Annotated in this window: 15 protein-coding genes; 8 read left to right on the top strand and 7 right to left on the bottom strand. The window is 69.0% G+C overall.

Going from position 1 to position 20451, the window contains the following annotated elements; translation table 11 throughout:
* Positions 1-41 precede the first annotated feature (41 nt).
* The 5 genes from FHY06_RS28770 to FHY06_RS28750 form a co-directional block, all read right to left on the bottom strand.
* Positions 42-1868: a peptidase domain-containing ABC transporter gene (locus FHY06_RS28770; protein WP_126184631.1), complete on the bottom strand. Its 1827-nt coding sequence runs from the start codon at positions 1866-1868 to the stop codon at positions 42-44.
* A 102-nt stretch (positions 1869-1970) separates the two neighbouring features.
* Positions 1971-2264 (bottom strand): hypothetical protein, encoded by a 294-nt coding sequence (locus FHY06_RS28765; RefSeq protein WP_184607122.1) that lies wholly within the window; start codon positions 2262-2264, stop codon positions 1971-1973.
* Positions 2261-5341, bottom strand: coding sequence for a glutamate ligase domain-containing protein (locus tag FHY06_RS28760; protein ID WP_019656210.1), 3081 nt, complete (start codon positions 5339-5341; stop codon positions 2261-2263). The genes FHY06_RS28765 and FHY06_RS28760 overlap by 4 nt, the downstream gene beginning before the upstream one ends.
* A 109-nt stretch (positions 5342-5450) precedes the next feature.
* Positions 5451-5954: a peptidoglycan-associated lipoprotein Pal gene (gene pal / locus FHY06_RS28755; protein ID WP_019656211.1), complete on the bottom strand. Its 504-nt coding sequence runs from the start codon at positions 5952-5954 to the stop codon at positions 5451-5453.
* Positions 5955-6062: 108 nt separating this feature from the next.
* The gene (locus tag FHY06_RS28750; RefSeq protein ID WP_260310744.1) at positions 6063-11300 is read right to left on the bottom strand and encodes a hypothetical protein; all 5238 of its coding nucleotides are present in this window, start codon (positions 11298-11300) and stop codon (positions 6063-6065) included.
* A gap of 300 nt (positions 11301-11600) precedes the next feature.
* On the opposite strand from FHY06_RS28750, the gene FHY06_RS28745 reads away from it, so the two are divergent.
* On the top strand, positions 11601-12035 hold the full coding sequence (locus tag FHY06_RS28745; protein ID WP_019656213.1) for a DUF1841 family protein: 435 nt from the start codon (positions 11601-11603) through the stop codon (positions 12033-12035).
* A 49-nt stretch (positions 12036-12084) separates the two neighbouring features.
* Here the strand turns inward: FHY06_RS28745 and FHY06_RS28740 are convergent, their stop codons facing one another.
* On the bottom strand, positions 12085-13077 hold the full coding sequence (locus FHY06_RS28740; protein ID WP_145761528.1) for a LysR substrate-binding domain-containing protein: 993 nt from the start codon (positions 13075-13077) through the stop codon (positions 12085-12087).
* Between the two features lie 103 nt (positions 13078-13180).
* Here FHY06_RS28740 and pcaH point away from each other — a divergent pair, with 103 nt between their 5' ends.
* The gene (gene pcaH, locus FHY06_RS28735) at positions 13181-13906 is read left to right on the top strand and encodes a protocatechuate 3,4-dioxygenase subunit beta (protein WP_019656215.1); all 726 of its coding nucleotides are present in this window, start codon (positions 13181-13183) and stop codon (positions 13904-13906) included.
* A 17-nt stretch (positions 13907-13923) separates the two neighbouring features.
* Complete coding sequence (gene pcaG / locus FHY06_RS28730; protein ID WP_184607121.1) at positions 13924-14532, top strand: protocatechuate 3,4-dioxygenase subunit alpha; 609 nt, start codon at positions 13924-13926, stop codon at positions 14530-14532.
* Positions 14533-14617: 85 nt separating this feature from the next.
* Here pcaG and FHY06_RS28725 read toward each other — a convergent pair whose 3' ends face one another.
* The gene (locus FHY06_RS28725) at positions 14618-15310 is read right to left on the bottom strand and encodes a c-type cytochrome (RefSeq protein WP_184607120.1); all 693 of its coding nucleotides are present in this window, start codon (positions 15308-15310) and stop codon (positions 14618-14620) included.
* A 169-nt stretch (positions 15311-15479) separates the two neighbouring features.
* Between FHY06_RS28725 and FHY06_RS28720 the strand changes: the two genes are divergently transcribed.
* The 5 genes from FHY06_RS28720 to FHY06_RS28700 all read left to right on the top strand — a co-directional run bounded on the left by FHY06_RS28720 (position 15480) and on the right by FHY06_RS28700 (position 20447).
* Positions 15480-16334, top strand: a complete 855-nt coding sequence (locus FHY06_RS28720) for an AAA family ATPase (RefSeq protein WP_019656218.1) — start codon at positions 15480-15482, stop codon at positions 16332-16334.
* A 3-nt stretch (positions 16335-16337) separates the two neighbouring features.
* Positions 16338-16583, top strand: coding sequence for a hypothetical protein (locus FHY06_RS28715; protein ID WP_019656219.1), 246 nt, complete (start codon positions 16338-16340; stop codon positions 16581-16583).
* 28 nt (positions 16584-16611) lie between these two features.
* The gene (locus FHY06_RS28710) at positions 16612-17199 is read left to right on the top strand and encodes a GNAT family N-acetyltransferase (protein WP_184607119.1); all 588 of its coding nucleotides are present in this window, start codon (positions 16612-16614) and stop codon (positions 17197-17199) included.
* Positions 17200-17243: 44 nt separating this feature from the next.
* The gene (locus FHY06_RS28705; RefSeq protein ID WP_019656221.1) at positions 17244-18431 is read left to right on the top strand and encodes a vWA domain-containing protein; all 1188 of its coding nucleotides are present in this window, start codon (positions 17244-17246) and stop codon (positions 18429-18431) included.
* 63 nt (positions 18432-18494) lie between these two features.
* Positions 18495-20447 (top strand): autotransporter assembly complex protein TamA, encoded by a 1953-nt coding sequence (locus FHY06_RS28700; protein ID WP_184607118.1) that lies wholly within the window; start codon positions 18495-18497, stop codon positions 20445-20447.
* Positions 20448-20451 lie beyond the last annotated feature (4 nt).

The following is a 20451-nucleotide window of genomic DNA, read 5'->3' as shown; positions in this document are numbered from 1 at the left end:
GTTCGTCAGTCGTTCGTTGCTCGTCGGTCGCCGCCCGTGCCTCAGGCCATCGAGCGCGAGGCCGGCGAGGCACCGCCGGCCGCGCCTTCTTCCGCGTCGCCCAGCGCCACCAGCGGCTTCTTCACGCCGAACAGCTTCGGCACCATCACCGCGGCCGTGCCCTGCTCCACGTTGCCCTGGCCGGTGACGTGGTAGACCACGTTGGCGGCGGAGACGATGCGCAGCGAGTGCGTGACGACCACCACGGTGCGCACCTTGGCCACCGCGAGCAGCGTGGCGAGCAGGTTGCGCTCGCTCTGGAAGTCGAGGTCGTTGCTGGGCTCGTCGAGCACCAGCACCGAGGGCTTGCGCAGAAAGCTCATGGCCAGCGCGAGCTTGCGCCGTTCGCCCACCGACACGCCGGTGCCGCCTTCGCCCACCATGGTGCGATAGCCGTCGGGCAGCCGCGAGATGAAGTCGTGCGCGCCCGAGAGCTTGCAGGCCGCGACGATCTGCTCGTCGCTCTGGCCCGGCGCGTTGCGCCGCATCACGTCGATCAGCGAACCGCCGAACCAGTAGACCTCCTGCGAGAGATAGCTGATCCAGCGCGACAGCTCCTCGCGGCCGAACTGCGAGAGGTCGTACTCGCCGATGCTCACCACGCCGCGCGTGGGCGTGTACAGGCCCGACAGCAGCTTGACCAGCGTCGACTTGCCCGCGCCGTTGCGCCCCACGATCACGTGCAGGCCGCCCGGGCCGATGTCGAGGTCGACGTTCTCCAGCACCGGCTGCTGCGCGGTCTCGGTGAAGCTGAAGCTCACGTCCTTCAGCGTGATGCGGCCCAGCGGCTGGGGCAGCGTCATGCCCGTGGGCGGCTTCTCCACCGGCTCGCGCAACACGGTCTCCAGCCGCTTGGCGGCCTCCTTGGCGGTGGCCAGCGAGCGCCAGTTCGACACCAGCCCGGCCACCGGCTGCAGCGCCTTCAAGGCCAGCATGTTCGATGCGACCAGGCCGCCCACCGTCATCCACTGCTCCATCACCGAGACGGCGCCAACGGTCACGACGACGACGGAGAAGACGGTGAGCAGCACGGTGGTGCCGTCGCGCGCGGTCTCGATCTGGCCGTTCTTGCTGAAGCTCTCGGCGAGCCAGGCGTTGTAGGTCTGGCGCCACATCTCGATGGTGGGGCCGTCGTTGGCCTGGGCCTTGAGCGTCTCGCGTGCGTTGCAGATCTCGGCGGTCACGCGCTCGAGGCCGCGCCCGCGCTGCACTTCCTCCACGCGGCCGGAGCGCACCTCGTCGGCCCACCACCACGCCAGGAACGACATGATCCCGAGGAACAGCACCACCACCGGCAGCACCGGCAGCGCGACGATGCCGATGACAACCAGGGCGAAGACGGCCATGGGCAGGTCGAAGATGGATTGGGCCAGTCCACCCGTGATGGTGCCGCGCACAGAGGCCACGTCGCGGAAGTACAGGTGCCACACCGACGCCGGCCGCGCCTCCAGCGCGCGCAGCGGACGGCCCAGCATCGAGTTCAGCAGCGCGCCCGAGACGCCGTGGTCGACGATGGCGCCGGCGTTGCGCAGCAGGCGCGAGCGGCGCGTGCGCAGCCAGAACTCGATGCACAGGAAGAACAGGATGCCGCTGACCAGCGCGGCCAGCGTCGAGGTACCGCTGCGCGACAGCACCCGGTCATACACCTGCAGCAGGAAGATGGAAGGCAGCAGCCCGAACAGGCTGATGGGCAGCGAGCGCCATGCCGCACTCTTCACCAGCGGATAGGCAGCGCGGAATGCGGCGTTCAGCGCACCCGCGTAGGGACTGGCTCCGGGCTCGTCCGGGGTCTCGGCAACCAGTTGGCTTGGCAGGAGGAACTTGATCATTGGAAAGAGCCGGTCCGTCGTGCAGTGACGCCTGCCTCATTATCAACTGTTACCCAGCTGTTACAAGGCAAATATTCACTCGCGGTGCGCTTCAAACACACATCAGCACGGCAGCCTTTGCCCCTTCGCCACATCGGCCCTGATCCCGTTAACCGGCACCGGTTGCGCGGCGCTTCCCGTTACCGCGCAACCGGCCTGCCTCCCTGCGCTGACCTCCCCCTTTCGCCCTGACAAATCCTGCGCGAACACCAGCGCGATGTTGGCGCACAGCAGCATGCACAGCACCCATGCGCACAGCAGCTGCAGCCAGCCCAGCCACCAGCGGCGGGCGGGCTGCTGTCGCGTGGCGGGGGCCTCGTATCCGAAGGCCGAGTGCAGGAGTGCGTTGAATCTCATGGCAGTGCTTTCAAAACCCGGGCCAGCCGCGAAAGGCCGACACCCGCGGAACTCTTCGCCAGCACCCAGTCGCCGGGCTGCAGCAGCCCGCCGAGCGCTGTCGACAAATCGGACACATCGACGAACCAGTGCGAGCGCACCTTGGTGCGGATGCGCGCATGCAGCGCGCGCATCAGCGGGCCGCACAGCAGCACGCGGTCGGGCTGCGATGCGAGCAGCTCGGCCTCCAGGTCGAGGTGGTGGCGCTGGGCGGCGGGGCCGAGCTCCTGCATGTCGCCGAGGATCGCCACGCGCCGCGCCGGCTCGCAGGGCGCCTGCGAGAGCAGCTCCAGCGCGGCGCGCATCGAGCTGGGGTTGGCGTCGTAGGTCTCGTCGATCAGCTTGAAGCTGCCGCCGCCGATGTGGATGGTGTGCAGCGCACCGCGGCCGCCCGGCGGCTCGAAGTGCGCGAAGGGCTCGACCGCGGCGGCCAGCGGCAGCCGCATGGCCTGCAGCGCGGCGAGCGCGGCGATGGCGCTCGCGCCCATGTGCCGGCCCGGCGCGTTCAGCCGCAGCTGGAAGGGCTCGCCCGCCACCATCGCCTGCACCTCGCCGTGATCGAAGGCGAGCAGGCGCACGTCGGCGTCCCTGTGCTCGCCGTAGGTCACGATCTGCAGCTGCTGCGCCATCGCCGCTTCGGCGAAGGTGGCGAACTCGGGAATGTCGCGGTTGAGCACCACCGAATCGCCCGGCGCCATGGCCTGGAAGATCCGGCTGTCCATGCGCGCGGCAGCCTCGCTCGGGCCGCGGTGCTTCTGCGAGGCGGCGGAAAGCCCCGTCACGACCATCAGCGAAGGCCGCACCAGCTGCGCCGATGCCGGCATGTGCGAGGTGCCCATCTCCAGCACCCAGTAGGCCGCGTGCCTGGGCATGCAGGTCATGTTCCAGGCGATGCCCGACGGCAGGCTCACGTTGCCCTCGGGCTGGCCGACCTCGCCCCACACGGTGAGCGCACCGGCCAGCATCGCCGCCACGGTGCTGCTTCCGGCGCCGCTGCCGAGCACGCCGCACACGCGGCCGGTGAACTCGGCGCGCGCATGGTCGCCGAGCTCCAGCACCGCCTGCAGCACGTTCTGCACCTTGAGCACGGGCACGCGCTTGTCGAGGTGCGGCTTGGGGTCGGAGCACAGCACGGCCGCGGCCGGCTGCAGCACGCCCTTGAGCGTGACGGCGGCCAGCGGCGTCTTGGAAGGCCGCGTCTGGTGGTCGAACACCACGCGGCCCTTGCGCATGAAGGAGCGCTGCGCCACGCCCGCGGCGCGCCAGCCGTCCTCGGGCTTGACCACCCACTCGCCGCCGGTCACGCGCGCCATCTCGCTGGCGGTCCACACCGCGCCGTCGTCACGCCCGCCCCCGGAGCCCGCGCCACCCGGCACGGCGCGCCGCTCCACCAGGTAGCGGTGGTAGGCGGCGAAGCCCGAGAGGTACTGCTCGACGTCGTCGATGCGCACGCGGAACGAGTGGTGGCGGATGAAGAACGAGCCCACCACGGTCGACGGCCGGCGGAAGTACATCGCCATCTCGGGCCAGAAGAAACCGTTGAGCAGGTAGTGCGCGCGGTAGTCGAGCGCGCGGTAGAACTTCTCGGTGTCGAGTTCGTCCAGAAGGTGCCGCATCGCGGGCATGCCTTCGAGCCGCTGCAGCATCTGCTGCGCGGCCAGCATGAGTTCGAGCAGCGTCGGGAAGGTGGTCTTCCGGTCGAGCACGAAGTCGAGGTACCCCGCCACGTTCTGCAGGCCGAAGCGGAAGTACTTCTCCTGCGGGCTCCAGTGCGTGAGTTCGCACACGCAGCAGCTGAGCCAGTGGTCGTGCGCCTGCCAGTGCTGGCTGGCGATGAAGTGGTCGAAGGCCTTCTCCACCACCGCCAGCCATTGCGGCTCGCGCGTGAGCGAGTAGAGGCGCATGAGCGCGTAGGCGGCCTCGCCGTCGTAGTAGATGATGCGCGAGGCCTGCTTGACCGTGAGGTCAGCGGCATGCAGCACGTGGTTGAAGCGGCCGGTGGCCGCATCCTGCATCGAGGCGATGCCCAGCGCGAGCTTCTCCAGCAGCGGCAGCCAGCGGCGCGTGTCCATCAGCTCGCAGTACTTCACCAGCGCGAGCACGCAGGCCGCGTTGCCGCCGAGCTTGATCTCGCCGCCGGTGTCGACCAGGAAGGCCACCGCGCGCCCGTCGAGCAGGATGTAGTCGCGGATCAGCGAGCCGGTGAGATGCTCCAGCGCCCGGTCGATGGCCGCGCGCAGCGTCTCGTCGCGCGTGAGCTCCCACGACTCGAGCATCGCGTAGATCGCGCTCGCATGGCGCATCGCGTCGTAGGTCGGGATGCGGCGGTCGAAGCACGGGAAGTAGCCGTACACGAAGAGGCCGTCGCCCTGCACCTGGCGCGCGAGGTACGACGAGCCGCTGCGCACGAGTTCGAGCACCGACTGCGGGTTGAGCGCAGGCAGCTGCCGGCGGCCCGCGTCGAGCCCCGTGCCCACCAGCTTGTGCACCACGCCGTCGGGCTGGCAGAACACGCCCACGGTCGCCAGCAGGTAGACCGGCTGGTCGGAGGGCATGTCCAGCGGCGGCGAGCATTGGAAGCGCGCCTGGCCGTAGACCTCGAAGTTGCGCGCGTTGACCACCGAGTGCGCGATGGTCGAGTCGCCGCACAGCATGGCGTTGGCATTGAGTTCCTGCTCGGTGAAGGCGAGCGTGAAGTCCTTGTCGAAGGCCAGGCCGAGGCGGAAGTAGTTGCGCTTGACGGCCGTGAGCTGCGTCTTGAACTGGGCCCAGTCCATCGGGCTCGCGCCCTCCACCCAGTCGATGCGCAGCCACGGCGAGACGATGCCGCGCTCGTGCACCCAGCGCTCGACGTGGCCCGCGCCTTCGCGCCACGCAGTCTCGAAGTCGGCGGCCCGCGCGTGCACGACGTGTGCGCGCTGCGAGCCGTCGCTGACCGAGAAGAACAGCGTGAATGCCGGATAGGGCGCAGGCAGCGCCGCGCACACCGACGCAAGGCGTTCGTGGCAGGCGTGGAGCTGGTCTGTGAAGGACATCATTCGGCCCCGTTCGAATGCGGGAAACCGGCCACGCCCGTCATCTGCTTTCGCTCTGACGTGTGCGCGGTCCGGGGACTGCCACCACCGAAGTCATCGCGGTGACCCGGCTTCAGCGATAGCTGAATTCGGCCCGGCGATTGAGCTGATAGCCCTCCTCGGTGGTTTCGAGCGATGCAGGTTTCTCCAGGCCCCAGCTGATGGCCTCGATGCGCTCGGCGGGCACGCCGAGCTGCGTGAGCGCGCGCTGGACCGAGTCGGCACGGCGCTGGCCCAGCGCGAGGTTGTATTCGCGGCCGCCGCGCTGGTCGGTGTGGCCCTCGATCACGACCTTGCTCTGCGGCCGGTTGCGCAGGTAGCTCGCGTGAGCTTCCACGATGTTCCGGTCGCCGGGCCTGATGTTGTATTTGTCGAAGTCGAAATAGACGATCTTCGGTACGCCGGCCGGGCCGTTCTGCACCGGCGGCGGCGGTGCCGGCTCCACCTTCGGCACCGCGGTCGCAGCCTTGTTCGAGTAGTAGTAGGTCGCATCGTCGCGGCCGGTCTTGGGGGCCGCGCAGCCCACCAGGACTGCGCCGAGCGCGACGATGGCCACTGTCTGGAAATTCTTCTTCATATCGGTCCTTTCGCGGGACAGGCCGGTGGCGGCCTGTCCCTGGTGCTGCGGCAAGCTCCCTCGCCCCTCTTCCTTCTTGTGTTCTCTCTACCGGTGTCCGCCGGCCGATCAGCCCAGCAGGCCGTGCAGGACGTTCGTCACCGGCGAAACCGCGTGCTCGACCAGGCTGGTGATCGGCGTCACGACTTCCGTCACCAGCGGGGTGACGGCGTGGTCGACGCTGCTCACCGTGGTGCTCACTGCCTCCGCCACCGGCGCGGCCGCCGAGGTGGTGCCGGCCAGGATGTCGGTCACCGGTGCCGTCACGTCGTGCACGGCGCTGGTCGCGGTCGAGACGATCGGCGTCGCGGCGGCAGTCACGCTGCTGGCGACCTCGCTCACCGGCTCCAGGATGTTGGCCACCGGGCTGTTGCCGCCGGTCAGGCCGCCAAGCAGGCTGCCCACCAGGCCGTCCTGGCCCAGGAGGCTGCCGACGAGGCCGTCGTTGCCGAGCACGCCGTTCAGCAGGCCGCCAGCGTCGCCGCCGGTCACGGTGCCGAGGACACCGCCGACCAGGCCATCGCTGCCGAGCACGCCGTCGAGCAGACCGCCGGCGTCGCCACCAGTCACGGCGCCGAGGACACCGCCGACCAGGCCATCGCTGCCGAGCACGCCGTCGAGCAGACCGCCAGCGTCGCCACCGGTCACGGTGCCGAGGACGCCGCCAACCAGGCCATCGCTACCGAGCACGCCGCCCAGCAGGCCGCCAGCGTCGCCGCCGGTCACGGTGCCGAGAACGCCACCGACCAGGCCATCGCTGCCGAGCACGCCGTCGAGCAGACCACCGGCATCGCCGCCGGTCACGGTACCGAGGACACCGCCGACCAGGCCATCGCTACCGAGCACGCCATTCAGCAGGCCGCCAGTGTCGCCACCAGTCACGGTGCCGAGAACGCCACCGACCAGGCCATCGCTGCCGAGCACGCCGTCGAGCAGACCACCGGCATCGCCGCCAGTCAGACCACCCAGCAGACCACCGACCACGCCGTTGTCGCCGAGGATGCCGTCGAGCAGACCACCAGCGTCGCCGCCGGTCAGACCACCCAAGAGACCGCCGACCACGCCGTTGTCGCCCAGGATGCCGTCAAGCAGACCACCAGCGTCGCCGCCGGTCAGACCACCCAGCAGCCCGCCGACCACGCCGTTGTCGCCAAGGACGCCGTCGAGCAGACCACCAGCGTCGCCGCCGGTCAGACCACCCAGCAGGCCACCGACCACACCGTTGTCACCGAGGACGCCATCGAGCAGACCGCCAGCGTCGCCGCCGGTCAGACCACCCAGCAGACCACCGACCACGCCGTTGTCGCCCAGGACGCCATCAAGCAGGCCACCAGCGTCGCCGCCAGTCAGACCACCCAGCAGACCACCGACCACGCCGTTGTCGCCGAGGATGCCGTCGAGCAGACCACCAGCGTCGCCGCCGGTCAGACCACCCAGGAGACCGCCGACCACGCCGTTGTCGCCCAGGATGCCGTCAAGCAGACCACCAGCGTCGCCGCCATTCAGACCACCCAGCAGGCCGCCGACCACGCCGTTGTCGCCGAGCACGCCACCGAGCAGGCCGCCGTCACCGCCGAGCACGCCGCCCAGCAGGCCGTTGTCGCCACCCACGAGGTTGGCAACGCCGTCGGTCAGGTAGTCGACCTGCGTGGCGACCTGATCCAGCAGGGCGCCCGTGGCGCCCGCGCCGAGCACCTGGTCGGTCACCGGGCTCAGCAGGCCACCCACGCCATCGGTCACCTGGCCGACCACGTTGTCGACCGGGTCCAGCACGTTGGGATCGTTCGGCACGAAGCCGGTACCGAGCACGGGGCCCAACAGGCCGTCGACCGTGTCGGTCAAGCCGTCGGTCAGGCCGACCACCGGAGTCAGGGCGTCGCCCAGGCCCAGGCCGCCGAGCACGCCGTTGTTCAGGCTGTTCGCCAGGCCGCCGACCACGTTGTCGACCGGATCCAGCAGGGCTTGGGCGCCGGTGCCGGGAGAAGTGCCGCCGCCGAGGCCGCCGAGCAGGCCGCCCAGCAGGCCGTCTTCACCCAGAACACCGCCGAGGAGGCCACCGTCGCCGCCGAGCACGCCACCCAGCAGGCCGTCGTCGCCCAGAACACCGCCGAGCAGGCCACCATCGCCGCCGAGCACGCCACCCAGCAGGCCGTCATCGCCCAGCACACCGCCGAGCAGGCCACCGTCGCCACCGAGCACGCCACCCAGCAGGCCGTCGTCGCCCAGGACACCGCCGAGCAGACCGCCGTCGCCGCCGAGCACGCCGCCCAGCAGGCCGTCATCACCCAGCACACCGCCGAGCAGACCGCCGTCGCCACCGAGCACGCCACCCAGCAGGCCGTCGTCACCCAGCACGCCGCCGAGCAGACCGCCGTCGCCACCGAGCACACCCCCCAGGAGACCGCCGTCGCCGCCGAGGACTCCGCCCAGCAGGCCATCGCCGCCGATGAGGTTGGCCACGCCGTCGGTCAGGTAGTCGACTTGCGTGTCGACCGCATTCAGCAGCGCGCTGGTCGTGCCGGTGCCGAGCAGCTGGTCGGTCACCGGGCTCAGCAGGCCGCCCACGCCGTCGGTCACCTGGTCGACGACGCCGTCGACCGGGTCGAGCACGTTGGGGTCGTTGGGCGTGAAGGTGGAGCCGAGCACCGGAGCCAGCAGGCCGTCGACGGTGTCGGTCACGCTGTCGGTGATGCTGGTCACCGGGGCCAGCACGTCGCCCAGGCCCAGGTCGCCCAGCAGGCCGTTGTTCAGGCCGGAGGCCACGCCGCCGACCACGCTGTCGAGCGGGTCGAGCAGGGCGTCGCCGGTGCCGGGGGTGCCGCCGTTGCCGATGCCGCCCAGCAGGCCGCCGAGGAGGCCGTCATTGCCCAGCACGCCACCCACGATGCCGTCGTCGCCCAGCAGGCCGCCGACCACGCCGTCGGGTCCGAGCAGGCCGCCGGCAAGGCCGTCGCCGCCGAGGACGCCGCCCAGGCCGTCGCTGCCCAGGAGACCGCCGACCAGGCCGTTGTCGCCGAGCAGGCCGCCCACCACACCGTCGCTGCCCAGCAGGCCGCCGACGATGCCATCGTCACCGAGCACGCCGCCCAGCAGACCGTCGTTGCCGAGCAGGCCACCGACGATGCCGTCATCGCCCAGCACGCCGCCAAGCAGGCCATCGTTGCCGAGCACACCGCCCAGCAGGCCGTCATTGCCCACCACGCCCCCGAGGAGACCGTCGTTGCCGAGCAGGCCACCCACGAGGCCGTCGTCACCCAGCAGGCCGCCGACCAGTCCGTCGTTGCCGAGCAGGCCGCCGACGGCACCGCCCAGCAGGCCGCCTTCGCCGCCGAGCAGGCCGCCCAGCGGGCTGTCGGCGATGATCCCGGAGATCGCGCCATGCTCGCCGAGCAGGCTGTCGACCAGGCCGCCGTGGCCCAGCAGCTCGCCGGTGAGGCCGCCGCTGCCGAGCACGTTGGCCAGGGTGCCGTCGCCGCCGAGCAGGCCGCCCACGAGGCCGTCGTCACCCAGGACGCCGCCCAGTGCGCTGCCGTCGCCGAGCAGGCCGCCCAGCAGGCCGTCTTCGCCCAGCAGGCCGCCGGTCAGGCTGCCCACGGCGCCGTCGCCGAGCAGGCCGCCCACGATGCCGTCGCTGCCCAGCACGTTGCCCAGCAGGCCGCCCACGGCACCGTCGGAGCCCAGCAGGCCGCCGACCACGCCATCGGGTCCGAGCAGGCCGCCCACGACGCCGTCTTCGGCCAGCAGGCCGGAGACCACGCTGCCATTGCCCAGCACGTTGTCGAGCAGGCCACCGACGACGCCGTCGTTGCCCAGCAGCTGGTCGGTGACGCCGCCGAGGCCCAGCGCATCGGTGAGGCCGCTGACGATGCCGTGATCGCCGACGAGGTTGTTCAGGCCGTTGTTCAGCGCGTCGGTCAGGTAGTCGACCTGGCCCACCACCGTGCCGAGGATGGCGGTGGTGGCGCCGGCGCCCAGCAGGTTGTCGAGCGTGGGGCTCAGCGAGTCGCCCAGCAGGCCGGCGACGCTGCCCACGGTGTTGTCGATCGGGTCGAACTGGTTGGGATCGTTCGGCGTGAACTCGCTGCCGAGAACCGGCGCCAGCACGTCGTCGAGCGTGTCGGTGAGGCCGTCGACCGCATGGGTGACCGGAGTGAGCGAGTCGCCCAGGCCGAGCGCGTTGCCCAGGCTGTCGGTGACGTGGCCGACGAGGCCGTCGCCCGGGTCGAGGAGGTGGTCTGCGTCTGCGTCTGCGTCTGCGTCTGCATCGGCATCGGCGTCGGCGTCGGCGTCGGCGTCGGCATCGGCATCGGCATCGGCATCGGCATCGGCATCGGCATCGGCATCGGCATCGGCGTCCGCATCGGCGTCCGCATCGGCGTCGGCATCGGCGTCGGCATCGGCGTCCGCATCGGCATCGGCATCGGCATCGGCATCGGCATCGGCATCGGCATCGGCATCGGCATCGGCGTCGGCATCGGCATCGGCGTCGGCATCGGCGTCGGCGTCGGCGTCGGCATCGGCGTCTGCGTCGGCGTCTGCGTCGGCATCTGCGTCGGCATCGGCGTCTGCGTCTGCGTCGGCATCGGCGTCTGCGTCTGCGTCTGCGTCTGCATCTGCATCACCGTCCGCATCCGCATCAGCATCGGCGTCCGCATCGGAGTCGGCGTCTGCATCGGAGTCGCCAGGATTGGTCGGATTGCCCGAGCCGACGAGCAGCGGAAATGCGCTGTCGCTGCCGCCGCCACCGCCGCTCAGTGCAGCACCCAGCGCCGCGGCGCCGAGGGCGCCCAGCGCGAATTCGCCGAGGCCGATGCCGCTGCCGGCAGCGAGCTTCTTGGTGACGGCCAGGGCAGCGGCGTCGGCGTCGCTGTCGGGCGGGGTCACCTGCAGGTCGCCCGAGGCGACATCGACATTCACCTGTTCGAGGCCGCCCGGCAGCTTGGTCGAGCCGATGGTGGCGTCGGTGCCGCCGGTGAACACACCTGCGAGCGGGGCCTTGTTGGTGGCCGATCCGGGGAAGAGAACGTTGGCGTGGCCGTCCTGCGGAACGATCACGCGGTCGCCGGCCATCAGCGTCTGATTGCCATCGACGGGAATGCTGACACCGTCGCGCATGACGGTGACGCCGGGCGTGGCGTTCGATAATGTGCCGATGCTGGCCGGGGCGGCAGCTGCGGCAGGAGCGGCCGGGCTCACCACGCCGGGGGTACCCAGCGGAGTGACGGTGGCCTGGGCAAGAACCACAGGGGCAGCGCCAGCGGCGGCAAGTCCCTCGGTCGAATTGGTCGATGCTTGTTGAGCGGTCATGGCAGCCTCTGTGACAAAAGATGCCTACTCAGGGGCAACTAGCGTGCCGCTTTTGCCGGGCTCCATTCCGAAGCTGCCTCGGACACCGCAACTCGTTGATTCGTATGGAAAATTTTCTTTTTGCAGGACCTTCGACGGGGTGTGGAAACAGCTCGTAAGGAGGTCAATTGGCGATTCGTTACGTTACGAAGTAACGCCGCGTACCCGGAACGTCCGACACATCCGAAGCGCCGCGAAGCCGCCGAAAAAACTGTTCTCGCCGGCCTCTCCCTTTCATCTTTTCGCCACCTCTATATAGATATGTTCAACCCTTCCCAGGAAGACGTGCGCCGCTTCTTCTGCGACGTCTACGCCAAGCACCGGCAGGGCCTGCCGATGGAAGCGCTCGAGACCATCGCAGCAGGCTGGATCGACCAGCACCCCGAGTACCACGAGGACCTTGCAGACGCCGACGCCGCGGTGGCGCGGGTGTACGACGGATCGAACGGACGCGAGAACCCGTTCCTCCATCTGTCGATGCACCTGTCGATCAGCGAGCAGTGCTCCATCGACCAGCCGCGCGGCATCCGCCAGGCGGTCGAGCTGCTCGCTGCGCGGCGCGGCTCGCTGCTGCATGCGCATCACGAGGCGATGGAGTGCCTCGGCCAGATGATGTGGGAGAGCCAGCGCGCGGGCCGCCCACCCGATGGCGAAGGCTACGTGGCCTGCGTGCAGCGCAGGGCAACGAAAGACTGACCCCAGGCTTCGCGCACTTCGTGTCGCTGCGCCACCTGGCGAAAACGCGTTAGCCCTTGCGCTTGCGCCTGGCTGTGGGGGGCACCGCGCCCTGCTCCCTGGCGGCCTCTCGCAGCAGCACGGCCATGGCGGCTCGCAGCGCCGAGGGCTCGGCGTCGCTGCGCTGCAGCAGACCGACGGGCTCTTCCGTGCCGGCCGTCTCGATGCGCAGCCGCACGAGGCGCCCATCGTCCAGCTCGCCGCGCGCGGCACCCAGCGGCGTGATCCACACCGCATCGGATACTGCCGCCAGCGCACGAGCCACCGCCACGTCGAGCGTCTGCAGCGCGTTGGCCGGCAGCACGAGGCCGCGCGCCGACAGGAAGCTCTCGGTGTTGTGGCGCGGGCTGGTGCCCTCGCCGTACACCACCAGCGGATAGGCCAGCACCGCCTGCACCGACGCCGCCTTGTGCGCCAGCGGATGGCCCGCGCGCACCGCGAACACCAGCGCCTCGGTGTGCAGCAGCTCGAAGCTCAGGCCGCCCATCAGGCGCGGATCGCTCATGCGGCCCACCACCAGGTCGAGTTCGCCGGCGCGCAGCTCGTCGAGCAAAGCGGCGTTGGCCGCGCTCTTCACCACGATCTGCACCGATGGCCTGCTGTCGCGCAGCCGCGCCAGCGCCTGCGGCAGCAGGGCCGGCGCCACGCTGGGCAGCGCGCCGATGCGCAGCCGCTCGATGCGCTCGCCTGCCGCGGGCGCCACGGCCTGCGCGCTGGCGTCGAGCGCCTCCAGCACGCGCAGCGCATGCGCCAGCAGCTGCTCGCCGGCGGCCGTGAGGCCCTGCACGCCGCGCCGCCCGGCGTTGCTGCGCTCGACAAGCCGCGTGCCCGCGATGGCCTCGAGCTCGGAGAGCGTCTTCGACACCGCCGGCTGGCTCAGCGCCAGCCGCTCGGCGGCGCGCGCGAGGTGTCGCTCCTGCGCCACCGTGACGAAGCAGCGCAGGTGCCGCAGCTGCACGTTGCGCACGAAGTCCTGGCGAAGATCGGTGAGTTGGTCTTTCAATTCCTGCCGGTTATTGAAAACGTAGCAATCTTCAATTTACATCATCGGATGCCGCTTCTACAGTGGCGGCTTCCGAAGCGTCCCACGACAGGAGACAACGTTCATGCCGACCCATACCAAGGGCGACTCGCCCATCCTCACGCCGCGCGACTGGGATGCCCACCCCAGCTACATCTACCCCGGCTACAAGTCCACCGTGAAGCGCGGCCCGCAGAAGCCGCTCATCCCGCTGAAGGCCTCGCTCGGCGAGCTGCAGCAGCCGGTGTACGGCCACGACAGCATCGGCGAGTTCGACCACGACCTCACGCGCAACGCCCGCAAGAACGGCGAGCCGCTGGGCGAGCGCATGATCCTCACCGGCCGCGTGCTCGACGACCGCCGCCGCCCGGTGGCCAACACGCTGGTCGAGCTGTGGCAGGCCAACGCCGCCGGCCGCTACGTGCACAAGGTCGACCAGCACGACGCGCCGCTGGACCCCAACTTCCTCGGCGCCGGCCGCTGCCTGACCGACAGCGAAGGCCGCTACCGCTTCCTCACCATCAAGCCCGGCGCATACCCCTGGGGCAACCACCCGAACGCATGGCGTCCGCAGCACATCCACCTGTCGCTGTTCGGCCAGAGCTTCGCGAGCCGCCTGGTCACGCAGATGTACTTCCCCGGCGACCCGCTGCACCAGTACGACCCGATGATCACCGGCACGCCCGAGCGCTACCGCAACCGCCTCATCGCCGACTTCAGCCTCGACATCACCGAGGACGGCTACGCACTGGGCTACCAGTTCGACATCGTGCTGCGCGGCGCAGACGAGACGCCTTTCGAAAATCGATGAGCCAGGAGACGCAAACCATGTTGATGACCGCACTGGAAGCCGACTTCGGCCAGACCCCCTCGCAGACCGTGGGCCCCTACTTCGCCTACGGCCTCACCGCCACGCAATACGGCTACGACTTCGACCAGCCCTTCGACGCGGTGCTCGCGCTCGACGGCGCCAAGGGCCAGCGCATCCGCCTCGAAGGCCGCGTGCTCGATGGCGACGGCAACCCGATCAACGACGCGATGGTCGAGATCAGCCAGCCCGACGGCGAAGGCCGCTATCCGCAGACGCCCGAAGAGGCACGCGCCATGGGCTTCCGCGCCTTCGGCCGTGTCGGCACCGGCACGCACGAAGGCAACCGCTTCGTGTTCCACACCGTCAAGCCCGGCGCCGAGTCGCCCGGCGAGGCACCGCACATCAACGCGATCGTGCTGATGCGCGGCCTGCTGCTGCATGCCTTCACGCGCATCTACTTCAGCGACGAGGTCGAAGCCAACGCGAAGGACGCGGTGCTGCAGAGCGTGCCCGCCGAGCGCCGCCACACGCTGATTGCCGAGCGCGTGGAGCAAGGCGGCGCCGTCACCTACCGCTTCGACATCCACATGCAGGGTGCCGACGAGACGGCGTTCTTCGACGTCTGATCCATCTGATCTCTCAGGGAAATCCCGGACATGAAAAAGCCCGCATCAGCGGGCTTTTTTTGTTTTTTGGAAACGCTCGGCTCGCTTATTCAGCGCCGTGGTGGATGCGCGATTCGGGCACCGTCTTCAGCTCGCCCGGCAGCGAGCTGATGTAGCTGGCCAGCGTCTTGAGTTCGGCGTTGGTGAACTTCTTCTCCTCGACCTGCTGGCCCATCACCGCATTCGAACGGCCCAGGTGCGAGTTGTTCTTCACGCGGTACGACTTGAGCGCGACGAAGAGATAGTCGGCATGCTGGCCGGCCAGCTTGGGCACGGTGCCGTCGTTCGGCGTGTTGAAGTTGGCGCCGTGGCACTTGGTGCAGCTGTTGTCGGCGTTGCGGGTGATGAGTGCCTCGACGTTGGCCGGCGTGGCCTTGGCCAGCGTGGCGGGAGGTGCGCCGCCGTCCTTCAGGCCGAGCTGGCTGTAGTAGGCGGCGATGTCTGCGATGTCCTGCTCGGTGAGCGTGTCCGCAATGGCGCGCATGGTGGGATGCTTGCGGTCGCCGCCCTTGTACGCGGTGAGCGCTGCCGTGATGTAGGTGGCGCTCTGGCCAGCGATCATCGGCACCTTGTGGATCTCCGGAAAACTGGCCTGGTAGCCGATGATGCCGTGGCAGCCCACGCACATCTGCACCTTCTTTGCTCCGTCCTGGGCCTTGCCAGTGACTTGTTGGGCTTCAGCCGAGACCGTCACGGAAGCGACAGCAAGGGCAAACATCGTGGTCAACAACTTGTTCATTTTGCGCGCACAATCTCGTGGAGAGTACAGTTTTTCGGATCAACATTCGATTATATGCAGGGGTCCCCTGGAACCCTGTGCAGGCCAACCCTGAGGCTGCACGACGCACATCGGGTGTGTTCTTTTCTCCACCCCCGTCCTCGTTCCATCCGTTCCATTCATCGCACTCATGAAATTCCAGGGCTCAGACAACTACGTCGCCACGCAGGACCTGATGCTCGCGGTCAACGCGGCAATCACGCTCAAGCGCCCGCTGCTCGTCAAGGGCGAACCCGGCACCGGCAAGACCATGCTTGCGGAGGAAGTGGCCCAGTCGCTGGGCCTGCCGCTGCTGCAGTGGCACATCAAGTCGACCACCAAGGCGCAGCAGGGCCTCTATGAATACGACGCGGTGAGCCGCCTGCGCGACTCGCAACTCAAGGACCTCGACGGCGGCGAGCGCGTGAGCGACATCAACAACTACATCGTCAAGGGCGTGCTCTGGCAGGCCTTCACTGCCGACCAGCCGGTGGCGCTGCTGATCGACGAGATCGACAAGGCCGACATCGAATTCCCGAACGACCTGCTGCGCGAGATCGACCGCATGGAGTTCTACTGCTACGAGACGCGCGAGCTCATCCGCGCCAAGCACCGCCCGGTGGTGTTCATCACCTCCAACAACGAGAAGGAACTGCCCGACGCCTTCCTGCGCCGCTGCTTCTTCCACTACATCAAGTTCCCCGATGCCGAGACGATGAAGCACATCGTCGGCGTGCACTTCCCCGGCCTCAAGCAGGAGCTGCTCGCGGCCGCGATGAAGACCTTCTACGACGTGCGCAACCTGCCGGGCCTGAAGAAGAAGCCCTCCACCTCCGAGCTGCTCGACTGGCTCAAGCTGCTGGTGGCCGAGGACATCCCTCTCGAAGCCCTGCAGAGCAAGGACGACAAGGTCGCCGTGCCGCCGCTGGTGGGCGCGCTGCTCAAGAACGAGCAGGACGTGACGCTCTTCGAGAAGCTCGTCTTCATGCAGCGCAACAACCGCTGAGCCATGAGCAGCCAGAAACACTCCACCAGACAACTCATGAAGCTGGGCATCGCCCAGGCCGTGATGTTCATGGTGGGCGCGCTGCTGGGCCGCGGGCTCGGGCTGCTGCTGGGCCTCGACGCCTTCGGCAGCGGCGAGTACAACAAGCGCGAGCTCATCGGCATCGCGCTGATCGGCCTGGGCGGCGGCGCCGGCGCACAGGCCGCGCGCGTCTGGTACACGGGCAAGTACGGCGACCCGCGCGGCTGAGCCCTGCGAGCCCGGAGGAAAGGGACAAATGGCATTCGTCGAACCCGTCACGCTGAAGGCCCGCGGCATCGCACTGGTGCCGCTTGCGCTCGCGCATGAGGAAGGCCTGCGCGCCGCGGCCGCCGACGGCGAGCTGTGGAAGCTGCGCGTCACCTCCGTGCCCGAGCCGGAGAACACCCGCGCCTACATCGAGACCGCACTCAAGACCGCCGACCGCTTCGCCTTCGCCGTGACCGACGAGGCCACCGGCGCGGTGCTCGGCACGACGAGCTTCCACGACATCTTGCCCGCAGTGAAGCGCGTGGAGATCGGCTACACGTGGTACGCCGCGCGCTGCCAGCGCACCCACGTCAACACCACCTGCAAGCTGCTGCTGCTCGGGCATGCCTTCGACGCGCTGGGCTGCAACGTGGTGGGCTGGCGCACCGACAACTTCAACTTCGCCTCGCAGCGCGCCATCGAGCGGCTTGGCGCGAAGAAGGACGGCGTGATCCGCGGCCATGCGATGCGCCGCGACGGCACCATCCGCGACACCGTCATGTACAGCCTGCGTTCGGGCGAATGGCCCGAGGTGAAGGAGCAGCTGCTGTATCTGCTCGACAAGCCGCGCGGCTGACGCGCGACGACGGCCACACACGAGAAACAACGAAGGAGCGCCCCATGCTCATCGACTTCTTCTACACCCTGCGCTCGGCCAAGCTGCCGGTGTCGGTCAAGGAATACCTCACGCTGCTGGAGGCCCTGCAGGCCGACGTGGTGGGGCCGAACTCCGACGGCGCCTACGGCATCGACGACTTCTACTACCTCTCGCGCACCGCCCTCGTGAAGGACGAGAAGCACTACGACAAGTTCGACCGCGCCTTCGCCGCCTACTTCAAGGGCGTGGAGATGCTGACCGACTTCACCAAGGAAGTGCCGCTCGACTGGCTGCGCAAGACGCTGGAGCGCGAGTTCACGGCGGAAGAAAAAGCCAAGATCGAGAAGATGGGCTGGGACGAGCTCATGGAGACGCTCAAGAAACGCTTCGAGGAGCAGAAGGAGCGCCACGAGGGCGGCAGCAAGTGGATCGGCACCGGCGGCACCTCGCCCTTCGGCAACGGCGGCTACAACCCGCAGGGCATCCGCATCGGCGGCGCGGGCAAGAACAGGAGCGCCGTGAAGGTGTGGGACCAGCGCGCCTACAAGGACTACGACGACACGCAGGAACTGGGCACGCGCAACATCAAGGTCGCGCTGCGCCGGCTGCGCAAGTTCGCGCGCGAGGGCCATGACGAGGAGCTGGACCTCGACGACACCATCCACTCGACCGCCGCCAACGCCGGCTTCCTCGACATCAAGATGCGGCCGGAGCGCCACAACAACGTCAAGGTGCTGCTGCTGATGGACGTGGGCGGCACGATGGACGAGCACATCCAGCGCGTGGAGGAGCTGTTCTCGGCCGTGAAGACCGAGTTCAAGCACCTGGAGTTCTTCTACTTCCACAACTGCGTGTACGACTTCATGTGGAAGAACAACAAGCGCCGCTTCTCCGAGAAGTTCGCCACCTGGGACATCCTGCGCAAGTACAACAAGGACTACAAGCTCATCTTCGTCGGCGACGCGACCATGAGCCCCTACGAGATCCTGCAGCCCGGCGGCAGCGTCGAATACAACAACGAAGAGGCCGGCGCCGAGTGGATCCAGCGCCTGACGCACACCTTCCCGAAGTTCGCGTGGATCAACCCCGAGCCGCAGGGCGTGTGGCAGTACCGCCAGAGCATCGCGGTGATGCAGCAGCTGATGTCCAACCGCATGTATCCCCTCACGCTGCGGGGCCTTGAGGAAGCGATGCGCATGCTGTCCAAGTAGGACGATGCCGTCGATCCGGCCCGGCCTTCAGGAAGCGGCCGGGCTTGCTGTCAGAATCCGCCCATGGTCAGGGCGGTTCCTGTTTCTTCGCCGGCGTGGTGGCCGGCTTTGCTTTTGTGCGGCGTCCTGCTTCTGCAAGGCTGCAGCCTGCTGCCGAAGAAGGAATCCGCCGAAGAAAACAAACCCGTGTCGGGCCTCGTGCGCAGCGGCGCAGCCGGCGCCGGCGCCGGCACCACCGACGCAGACAGGGACGGCAAGGAAGGCGAAAGGAAGCCCGGCGACAAGCGCGACGCCTTCACCGTCGACGTCCGCGGCCCCGAGGCCGTGCGCGACTACCTCCGGCTGCATCTCGAGCTCCAGCGCTACCGCGAGCTCGACGACCTGGGCGCCACCGAGATCTCCCGCCTCATGGTGGCCGCCGAGGCCAACGCGCGCGAGCTGCTCGCCACGCTCGGCTACTTCACGCCCACGCTGACGCTCGAACTCAACGAGACGCCGCAGGGCGAGAAGGCGCCGCGCGAGATCGTCATCAACGTCTCGCCCGGCGAGCTCACCAAGGTGAGCAACGTGCAGATCAGCTATGGCGGCCCCATCGCCGACGACCCGGCCGCCGAGTCGCAGCGCGACACCATCCGCACCGCCTGGGCCCTGCGCGCCGGCCAGCCGTTCACCCAGCAGGCCTGGGACGACGCCAAGACCACGGCGCTGCGCAGCCTCACCGCCAGGCGCTTTCCGACCGGCAGCATCGCGATCAGCCGCGCCGAGGTGGATGCCGACCGCAGCGAGGCGCGACTGAGCGTCACCTACCAGTCGGGCCCGGCCTACAAGTTCGGGCCACTGGTGCTGCGCGGCATCCAGCGCTACGACCCCGACGGCGCGCGCCGCATCGCGCGCCTGCCCAGCGGCCAGGACTACGACCAGCAGAAGCTGCTCGACGCCCAGCAGCGCCTGGCCAGCAGCGGCTACTACGACTCGGTGTTCCTCACGCTCGACACCGACAGCGGCAACCCGCTGGCCGCGCCCGTCATCGCGCAGCTGCGCGAGGCGCCGCTGCAGAAGGTGGTGCTGGGCGTGGGCTTCACCACCGACAACGGGCCGCGGCTGTCGATCGACCACATCCACAACCAGGTGCCGCTGCTGGGCTGGCGCGCCGTCTCGCGGCTGTCGGTGGACAACGACATCAAGTCGCTGTCCACCGAGCTGAAGGCCATTCCCGACGACCACGGCTGGCGCTGGTTCGCCGGCGCCGAGCTCAAGAGCGAGCAGTCGGGCAGCTACGTGGTCGACAGCGGGCGGTTGCGCGGCGGGCGCAGCAAGTCGGGCGACCACATCGACCGCAGCTACTTCCTGCAGTACGACTACGCCCAGAACCGCGGCATCAACGCCCCGCCCTCGGCCTCGGCCGTGACGGCCAACTGGGGCTGGACCGGACGCTACTTCGACGACAACTCCGCACCCTCGCGCGGCTACGGCCTCGCGCTCGAGGTGGCGGCCGGCTACACGCTCACCGGCGAGCAGGTGCCCTTCACCCGTACCTACGCGCGCTGGCTCGGCGTGCTGCCGCTGGGCTCGGCCGAGGACAAGGAACTGCGCGCGCGCCGCAGCCGCCTGCAGCTGCGCGTGGAGGCCGGCGCCGTGTCGGCGAAGGACAGCGCGCAGATCCCCTCCACGCTGATGTTCCTGACCGGCGGCGACACCACCGTGCGCGGCTACAGCTACAAGCAGATCGGCACCGTGCGCGCCGACGGCACCACCGTGGCCGGCCGCTACCTCGGCGTGGCCAGCGTGGAGTGGCAGCGTCCCTTCGTCTACAACAACAAGCTCACCGAATGGGAGAGCGTGGTGTTCGTCGACGCGGGCGCCGTGGCAGACAAGCCCGGCGAGCTCAAGCCCAAGGTCGGCGTGGGCGTGGGCGCGCGCTGGCGCAGCCCGGTCGGGCCGGTGCAGGCCGACCTGGCCTACGGCGTGGACTCGAAGAAGTTCCGCCTGCACTTCCGCCTCGGCTTCACCTTCTGACGCA

It is taken from the genome of Variovorax atrisoli (assembly GCF_014195185.1).
In the GTDB taxonomy this organism is placed as follows: Bacteria; Pseudomonadota; Gammaproteobacteria; order Burkholderiales; family Burkholderiaceae_C; genus Variovorax; species Variovorax atrisoli.
This window is presented reverse-complemented; position numbering and strand designations above follow the sequence as displayed.

What these genes read in the sequence shown, in the direction of transcription:
- pcaG (WP_184607121.1), top strand. Translation starts at nt 13,924, where the DNA reads ATGTTGATGACCGCACTGGAAGCCGACTTCGGCCAGACCCCCTCGCAG.
- FHY06_RS28725 (WP_184607120.1), bottom strand. Translation starts at nt 15,310, where the DNA reads ATGAACAAGTTGTTGACCACGATGTTTGCCCTTGCTGTCGCTTCCGTG.
- FHY06_RS28715 (WP_019656219.1), top strand. Translation starts at nt 16,338, where the DNA reads ATGAGCAGCCAGAAACACTCCACCAGACAACTCATGAAGCTGGGCATC.
- FHY06_RS28705 (WP_019656221.1), top strand. Translation starts at nt 17,244, where the DNA reads ATGCTCATCGACTTCTTCTACACCCTGCGCTCGGCCAAGCTGCCGGTG.
- FHY06_RS28710 (WP_184607119.1), top strand. Translation starts at nt 16,612, where the DNA reads ATGGCATTCGTCGAACCCGTCACGCTGAAGGCCCGCGGCATCGCACTG.
- FHY06_RS28770 (WP_126184631.1), bottom strand. Translation starts at nt 1,868, where the DNA reads ATGATCAAGTTCCTCCTGCCAAGCCAACTGGTTGCCGAGACCCCGGAC.
- pal (WP_019656211.1), bottom strand. Translation starts at nt 5,954, where the DNA reads ATGAAGAAGAATTTCCAGACAGTGGCCATCGTCGCGCTCGGCGCAGTC.
- FHY06_RS28700 (WP_184607118.1), top strand. Translation starts at nt 18,495, where the DNA reads ATGGTCAGGGCGGTTCCTGTTTCTTCGCCGGCGTGGTGGCCGGCTTTG.
- FHY06_RS28760 (WP_019656210.1), bottom strand. Translation starts at nt 5,341, where the DNA reads ATGATGTCCTTCACAGACCAGCTCCACGCCTGCCACGAACGCCTTGCG.
- FHY06_RS28745 (WP_019656213.1), top strand. Translation starts at nt 11,601, where the DNA reads ATGTTCAACCCTTCCCAGGAAGACGTGCGCCGCTTCTTCTGCGACGTC.
- FHY06_RS28765 (WP_184607122.1), bottom strand. Translation starts at nt 2,264, where the DNA reads ATGAGATTCAACGCACTCCTGCACTCGGCCTTCGGATACGAGGCCCCC.
- pcaH (WP_019656215.1), top strand. Translation starts at nt 13,181, where the DNA reads ATGCCGACCCATACCAAGGGCGACTCGCCCATCCTCACGCCGCGCGAC.
- FHY06_RS28720 (WP_019656218.1), top strand. Translation starts at nt 15,480, where the DNA reads ATGAAATTCCAGGGCTCAGACAACTACGTCGCCACGCAGGACCTGATG.
- FHY06_RS28750 (WP_260310744.1), bottom strand. Translation starts at nt 11,300, where the DNA reads ATGACCGCTCAACAAGCATCGACCAATTCGACCGAGGGACTTGCCGCC.